Origin of the sequence: Bacillus sp. JJ722 (genome assembly GCF_036963345.1) — a bacterium.
Taxonomy (GTDB): Bacteria; Bacillota; Bacilli; order Bacillales; family DSM-1321; genus Bacillus_AD.
Genome location: NZ_JBALMO010000134.1, coordinates 1 through 6,977, shown reverse-complemented (window position 1 = coordinate 6,977; position 6,977 = coordinate 1). Strand labels below are relative to the sequence as shown.

General features: G+C 33.9%; 7 protein-coding genes. 3 read left to right on the top strand and 4 right to left on the bottom strand.

Annotated elements, in window-relative coordinates; all coding sequences use genetic code 11:
• Nucleotides 1-488 precede the first annotated feature (488 nt).
• From V7014_RS16600 to V7014_RS16590, 3 genes are all read left to right on the top strand, one after another.
• On the top strand, nt 489-1,133 hold the full coding sequence (locus V7014_RS16600; RefSeq protein WP_335508551.1) for a LytTR family DNA-binding domain-containing protein: 645 nt from the start codon (nt 489-491) through the stop codon (nt 1,131-1,133).
• Between the two features lie 127 nt (nt 1,134-1,260).
• On the top strand, nt 1,261-2,781 hold the full coding sequence (locus V7014_RS16595) for a succinate CoA transferase (RefSeq protein ID WP_335508550.1): 1,521 nt from the start codon (nt 1,261-1,263) through the stop codon (nt 2,779-2,781).
• Between the two features lie 261 nt (nt 2,782-3,042).
• Nucleotides 3,043-3,555 (top strand): hypothetical protein, encoded by a 513-nt coding sequence (locus tag V7014_RS16590; RefSeq protein WP_335508549.1) that lies wholly within the window; start codon nt 3,043-3,045, stop codon nt 3,553-3,555.
• A 153-nt stretch (nt 3,556-3,708) separates the two neighbouring features.
• Here V7014_RS16590 and V7014_RS16585 read toward each other — a convergent pair whose 3' ends face one another.
• The 4 genes from V7014_RS16585 to V7014_RS16570 all read right to left on the bottom strand — a co-directional run.
• A complete protein-coding gene (locus tag V7014_RS16585) occupies nt 3,709-4,449 on the bottom strand; it encodes an ABC transporter ATP-binding protein (RefSeq protein ID WP_335508548.1) in 741 nt (246 codons plus the stop codon).
• The gene (locus tag V7014_RS16580; protein ID WP_335508547.1) at nt 4,442-5,227 is read right to left on the bottom strand and encodes an ABC transporter ATP-binding protein; all 786 of its coding nucleotides are present in this window, start codon (nt 5,225-5,227) and stop codon (nt 4,442-4,444) included. The genes V7014_RS16585 and V7014_RS16580 overlap by 8 nt, the downstream gene beginning before the upstream one ends.
• Nucleotides 5,224-6,282 (bottom strand): branched-chain amino acid ABC transporter permease, encoded by a 1,059-nt coding sequence (locus tag V7014_RS16575; RefSeq protein ID WP_438824930.1) that lies wholly within the window; start codon nt 6,280-6,282, stop codon nt 5,224-5,226. The genes V7014_RS16580 and V7014_RS16575 overlap by 4 nt, the downstream gene beginning before the upstream one ends.
• 14 nt (nt 6,283-6,296) lie before the next feature.
• The coding region (locus V7014_RS16570; RefSeq protein WP_335508546.1) for a branched-chain amino acid ABC transporter permease at nt 6,297-6,977 on the bottom strand (681 nt) is incomplete at its 5' end.

The following is a 6,977-nucleotide window of genomic DNA, read 5'->3' as shown; positions in this document are numbered from 1 at the left end:
CATATAAACTATTCCAATATAGTGGACAAATAATGAATAATATCTTGCGGAAATAATCTATTTTATGCTATAGTAATCAAGCGATGAGCTAAATTGTGTAAGTCAACTGATGCTCTTAATTGAGAATACACGAATGTGGCGTGTAATCAGTTGCCTCAATTCGAGAAAAAAGACACCTAATTAAGGTGTCTTTTTTATTCTGTAAGAACTTTTTATTCAAAATCTGCTTAGAACTGTTAGCTTCAAATTGAGGGTTTTAGATGAACTTCATTGTCAATCGCCTTTTTACAAAAGGATATTGATTTACATAAGAAATGATTGAATCAAGAAAAAAATTCTAATCAGCTCAATCTTTATATTCTATTAAGCTATAATTATTAATATATTAATAAAATTCTATTTTCCGAGTCACATAAATAGAAACTATTTCAAAAAAGAAATAAAATAAAATTGTAATATTTAGATTTAAGATACAAAGGAGTATTAAAATGGAAAATTTAACGGTGAAATCATTTCTTGACGTGATAAGTGAGCTTTTCTCTGATGAGATTTCTATTGCAGTAACAGACAAAGAAAAGTACATCTATTATCGTCCAAGTAAAAGAATTAACTTAAAAATCAAAGCTGGAGATCCTGTTGTTGAAGGTACGATTACACATAAAGCATTAACCAGTAAAAAGAAAGTGTCTGAATTCATACATCGAGATGTACTAGGTATCCCATACGACGGACAGGCTCAGCCATTCTTTCAAGATGAAGAACTTCAAGGATGCTTAACAGCTATTTACCCTGCTATGACACAAGGAAAATCCGTAGTTACGGTAAAATCAAATGACGGATGGATACCTATTCCCTATAATAACGTCATCTATCTTGAAGCAAAGGAAAGAAAAACTTTTGTTTATTCAAATAAACAAGTAGGAACACATAAATATTCCTTACAAGAATTCGAATATCTTCTTCCGAAAGATTTCTTTATCCGCTGTCATAGATCTTATATTGTAAATGTTAATCAAATACAAGAGATTTTCCCAGATACTCATTCTACATTTGTCTTAGCAATGACCGATGGAACACGGATACCTGTAAGTCAATCCTATTCGAGTTACTTTAGGAAATTATTAGCTTTTTAAAAAATGCTAATTTAGACACATAATTTCGTACTTCATCTAAAATTCTTCTAATGTCATCCATTTTTGTCTATTTTGTTAACTTTTGAAGCTACAATATTCTTAATATTCTAGAAAGCAGGGATGGAAGATGGGAAACAATACAGATCGTATCAGAGATGCTAGACTATTGGATCGAATTGTATCAGCTGAAGAGGCTGCATCGTGGATAAAAGACGGGATGACATTGGGGTTAAGTGGCTTCACAAAAGCAGGCGATGCAAAAGCTATTCCTTACGCATTGGTAGAACGTGCTAAAACAGATTCATTCAAAGTAAATGTTCTCACAGGTGCTTCAATGGGAGATGTTGATACAATCCTCGCTGAATCAGGTATCGTAAATAAACGTACCCCATTCCAAGCGGACTCAGTAATGCGTAAAAGTATAAATGCTGGTGATATGCAATATTATGATACACACTTATCTCAGCTAGCAGAACTAGTTCGTCAAAATACAATTACTGATGGCGTTGATTATGCCATTTTGGAAGCGGTTGCTATTACTGAAGACGGCATGATTATTCCAACAACTTCAGTAGGAAATAATGCAATCTTTGCTCAATATGCAAAAAATATTATTTTAGAAGTAAATATGGCACAATCTCCACTGTTAGAAGGATTGCATGATGTATATACTCCAGAAGAACAAGGTTCAAGACAACCAATTCTTTTAGTCAATCCTTCAGAACGAATTGGTAAGCCTGGCTTCTATGTAGATATCGAAAAAATTAAAGGAATTGTTATAACTGACATTTCTGATGTTGCATCAGCGATTGTACCGCCAGACGAAGAAACTCAAACTATGGCAAACCATTTACTAGATTTCTTACGTAAAGATATTAAAGAAGGTCGTTTAACGGAACAATTAGCTCCACTTCAATCTGGTGTAGGTTCAGTAGCTAACGCAGTATTACATGGAATGTTAGATTCAGAATTCAAAGATTTAGAAGTATATTCTGAAGTACTTCAAGACGCAGTATTCGATTTAATCGATGCTGGTAAAGTTAAATTTGCTTCAGGTTGCTCTTTCACCCTTTCTGAAGAAAAAATGAAAGAAGTTTATGGAGACTTTAAAAAATATGCTGATAAAATCATGCTTCGACCACAAGAAATTTCAAATCACCCAGAACTAATTCGTCGAATGGGTTTAATTTCAATTAACACTGCACTTGAGTTAGATATTTACGGAAATGTAAATTCAACTCATGTTTCTGGTTCTAAAATGATGAATGGAATCGGCGGTTCAGGAGACTTCGCACGTAATGCTCGTCTTGCTATTTTTGTAACAAAATCAATCGCTAAAGGCGGAAAAATCTCTTCAATCGTTCCTTTCGCATCACATGTTGACCATACAGAACACGACGTTGATGTAATTGTTACAGAACAAGGTTATGCTGATCTACGAGGTAAAGCACCTAGAGAACGTGTTGAACTTATTATCGAAAACTGTGTACACCCGATGTATAAGAAACAACTTTGGGAATACTATACTGAAGCTCTAACTCGCGGTGGCCAAACACCTCACATTTTAGAAAAAGCATTCAACATGCATATTAACTTAGCAAAATACGGTACAATGCTAGAAGAAGAATATTCAAAACAAAACGCATAATCATTTTGGGGATGTCTATACGTGACATCCCTTATTATTTATATTCTCTTCCATTTTGCTAGTAATATTAAATACTTACTTCTTCAGAACATACCACTTAATACTAAAAGCTATTTTCATCAATAAAACCCATTCCTACCATTTCATTCATAATAATTCAGTCATAAAGTTGATATAATATTTTCGAAGAGAAGCAATTTAGTAAGGTACAATATTAAAATGAAACGATCTTGCTGAAACACAGCTAAAGGGTGGTATAAATTGACATTAAATATATCCATTACAAATGAAGTTAAACAGCGAATTCAAACTGAAAAAAGCTACATTGAATTCGTTAAAGAGATTGAACATCAAGTAGAGCAAGCTTTAGAATACATAGATTATGCAATCGAATGTAAATCGAATAAATTTGTTTTCTACAACGAAGAACATTATTCTAAAATTGAAATTCCTATTCGAAATATGCTGTTATTCTTACTCAATACATATCAAACTGCTCAAAAAAAATCACCTGATGAATTTATGGAAGATCGACTAACTTTCTCACTAGCTATTGATCACTTGCATTGCGCTGCAAGACATCTTGTGTTCTACTTTGAAAATGATAATTTTGACTTAGTAAAACTAGAGCACAAAATCAATTTTCATTTAATTAAATATTATGATTTAAAACAACTTGCGATTGAATCTATGTATAATAAATTTCTAATTTTCAAAAAGGAATTATCGGCACTAGAAGAAATGATCTCTTCAACTAACGAACTTATTGAATAATCTTGAGAATGATTAATAAATAAAAATGAGTAAGAATACTTGCCGCTTATCCTTACCCTTTTTTATTTCTCATATGAAATTATGCGCACTTCTTTGTTTAAAGAAGAAGTACAGATAAACATATATTCACATCCTTATATACTTACATAGGAATTATAGCTTGCTTTTCTCCCTTTTAGTAGATTTACCAAAGTAAGCTTCTTGTACTTTAGGATTATTCAATAATTCTTCTGATGTACCAGAAATAACAATTTTTCCATGAGCTAATACACAAGCTCGATCAGCAACTTTCAAAGCTGCTTTAACATTTTGCTCAACTAAAATAATTGTAGTACCCATTTCATCACATAGCTTTCTTAAAATTACCATTATATCTTTTACTATTAAGGGAGCTAGCCCTAATGAAGGTTCATCTAACATTAAAACTTTTGGCTTAGCCATTAATCCCCTACCAATTGCAAGCATCTGCTGCTCTCCCCCAGATAACAAGCCACCTGAACGATCGAGCATTTGTTTCAATCTTGGAAACATTTCCACCACACTCTCATAATCTTGTTCTATACTTTTCTTATCTTTACGATAGCGATGATACGAACCTAGTAAAAGATTATCTTTAACAGAAAGAGATGAAAAGATTTGTCTACGTTCTGGCACTAAACATATACCTTTGGAAACAACTTTCTGTACTCCATCTTTCGTAATATCTTGATTCTTGTAAGTAATTGACCCTTCTTTTGGTGAATATACCCCAGCAAGTGTTCCTAGAAGTGTACTTTTTCCAGCACCATTGGAACCTACAATTGCAAGTAATTCTCCCTCCAACACTTCAAACTCAATACCTTCTAGAACATGTAAAAAACCATGATATGTGTGAAGATTTTCAACCTTAAGCATTGACGGAATCCTCCTCTTCATCCCCTAAATAAGCAGCAACCACTTTAGGATTTTGGTACACTTCATCTGGAGTCCCTTCACCAATCTTCACTCCATTATCAACTACAACAAGTCGATCGGATATCGACATAACCGTTTCCATATCATGTTCAACAAATATAAATGTCATGCCCTGTTCTCGCATTTTTAAAATGACATCAACAAGATGCCTAGATTCCTCTGAATTTAATCCTGCCATCGGTTCGTCTAATAAAATAAGCTTTGGTTGAGAAATCGCTGCACGAGCTATTTCTAATAGCCTTTGACTACCATAAGGTAATGTATTAGACATTTCATATGCAAGATGGGATATGCCTACTTGCTCTAAACAGTCAATTGCTTTATTCATAATTCTTACCTCTTCTTTTACGACTGATGGGAGCCGTAAACCAGCTGTGAGAATATTTGTTTTCATCTTTATATGAGCACCTGTCATTACATTTTCAATAACCGTCATATTGTCAAAAACCTCTAAATTTTGAAATGTTCTAGTTACACCAGATTGAGCAATTTGATAGGGTTTCATTTTCGTTAAGCGTATATTTTCAAAAAACACTTCACCTGAAGTGTTTGGTAGCACACCGGTAATCATGTTAAATAACGTAGTTTTACCCGCACCATTTGGTCCAATTAATGCGAAAATTTCACCTTTCTTTACTTTAAATGAAACCTTATCAACAGCCGTTACCCCGCCGAATTGCTTTGTTAAATCCTCTACGCGTAAAATAGTCTCTGTCATTTATTCTCACCTCCAGAAGCAATACCTTCACCACTTACTTTTACAGAAGTCTGAACTATTTTTTTATTTTTTTGATTTTTAAATATAAATTTAATAAACTGTGGTGCTAAACCATTTGGCATGTAAATTAACATAAAAACTAACAAAACGCCAAAGAATACAATCTCAAATTCTCCACCAGCATTAGGTAGTAGCATGGGGACAAAATGTTTCAAAAGTTCCCCTAACATAACATAAGTTGCAGCTCCAACAATTGAACCCCAAATGCTACTTGCACCACCGATAATGACCATTACAAGAAAATAAATGGATGTGGTTACACTAAATAACTCTGGGTTAATAAATGAAACATAATGGGCTAAAAGTGATCCTGCTAACGAGGCGAACATTGCGCTTAACATGAATACTTGTAACTTATAGTTCATAATATTTACACCTATTGCATCAGCCGCAACTTCACTACCTTCAATCGAACGTAAGCCACGACCAATTCTCGAATGAATGATATTCCGTGAAAAGATGATCGATAATATCACGAAAGCCCAAACTAAATAGAAATATCGAAGGTCATTATTGAATTCAAAGCCAAATAAACTGATAGATGGTATACCAAAGAATCCATTAGAACCACCTGTTAATGAAGTCATTTCTTTAAAAGCTGTAAAAACAATAATGCCGAATCCCAAAGTTGCAAGTGCTAAATAATGACCAGACAGCTTAAAAGTAGGCATTCCAACTATTAAAGCTATGAGTGCTGCTATAAGCATCCCAACCACGATAGCAAACCATGGAGATAAGCCATGGGTTCCTGTTAAAATTGCTGATGTATAGGCTCCAATACCGTAAAAAGCAGCATGACCTAACGATATTTGCCCAGCAAACCCTGTTAGCATCGTTAAACCATTGCATACTAATGCATAAAAACCAATCATGATAAAAATGGTATATATATAATTAGATGACGTAATCATTGGAATCAAGAAAATAACCAAGGCAAATAGAAGAGGGCCTACTAAACTATTATGATAAATCTTCTTTAAATCTTTCTTCACCATTTAAGCACGCCTCCCTATACTCTTTTTCCTGAGGCTTTAGCAAACAAACCTTCTGGCTTAATAAACAGAATTAACAATAACATGGAGAAGCTTACAACATCTTTCATACCTGAAGACCATAATCCTTCTGTAAATGATTCAAGTATTCCTATTAGAAAAGCACCTGCAATGGCTGCTGGAGCATTTGTCAGTCCACCTACAACAGCGGCTACGAATGCTTTTAAACCAAGCATCATTCCCATATCATATGAGGCACCTGATATTGGTGCAATTACAGTACCCGCTAGTGCACCAAGTCCGGCGCTGACCATGATTGCCAGTAAAGACATCTTGTCTGGATTAATTCCCATTAATCTAGCAGCAAATGGATTTACTACACAAGCAGTTAATGCCTTTCCAATAAAAGTTTTATTAAAGAAATAAATCATAATGACAAGAATAACAACAGATATACCGATTGCCCATAAATTTTGTGGTAATAATACAGCTTCCATAAACTGAATTGGAGTATTATCCGTAAACGGAGGTAAAGACTTAGGTTGAGTGTCCCAGATTAATATTGCAATTCCTCTGAATGCAATCGAAACACCAATTGTAATTATAATTAAAGTCGGTATAGATGATTTACGTGCTGTATGAATAGCCGTTCTTTCAAAAACTCCTCCAATAGCCGAAACGATTAATATACTACATAT

What these genes read in the sequence shown, in the direction of transcription:
- V7014_RS16585 (WP_335508548.1), bottom strand. Translation starts at nt 4,449, where the DNA reads ATGCTTAAGGTTGAAAATCTTCACACATATCATGGTTTTTTACATGTT.
- V7014_RS16595 (WP_335508550.1), top strand. Translation starts at nt 1,261, where the DNA reads ATGGGAAACAATACAGATCGTATCAGAGATGCTAGACTATTGGATCGA.
- V7014_RS16575 (WP_438824930.1), bottom strand. Translation starts at nt 6,282, where the DNA reads ATGGTGAAGAAAGATTTAAAGAAGATTTATCATAATAGTTTAGTAGGC.
- V7014_RS16580 (WP_335508547.1), bottom strand. Translation starts at nt 5,227, where the DNA reads ATGACAGAGACTATTTTACGCGTAGAGGATTTAACAAAGCAATTCGGC.
- V7014_RS16600 (WP_335508551.1), top strand. Translation starts at nt 489, where the DNA reads ATGGAAAATTTAACGGTGAAATCATTTCTTGACGTGATAAGTGAGCTT.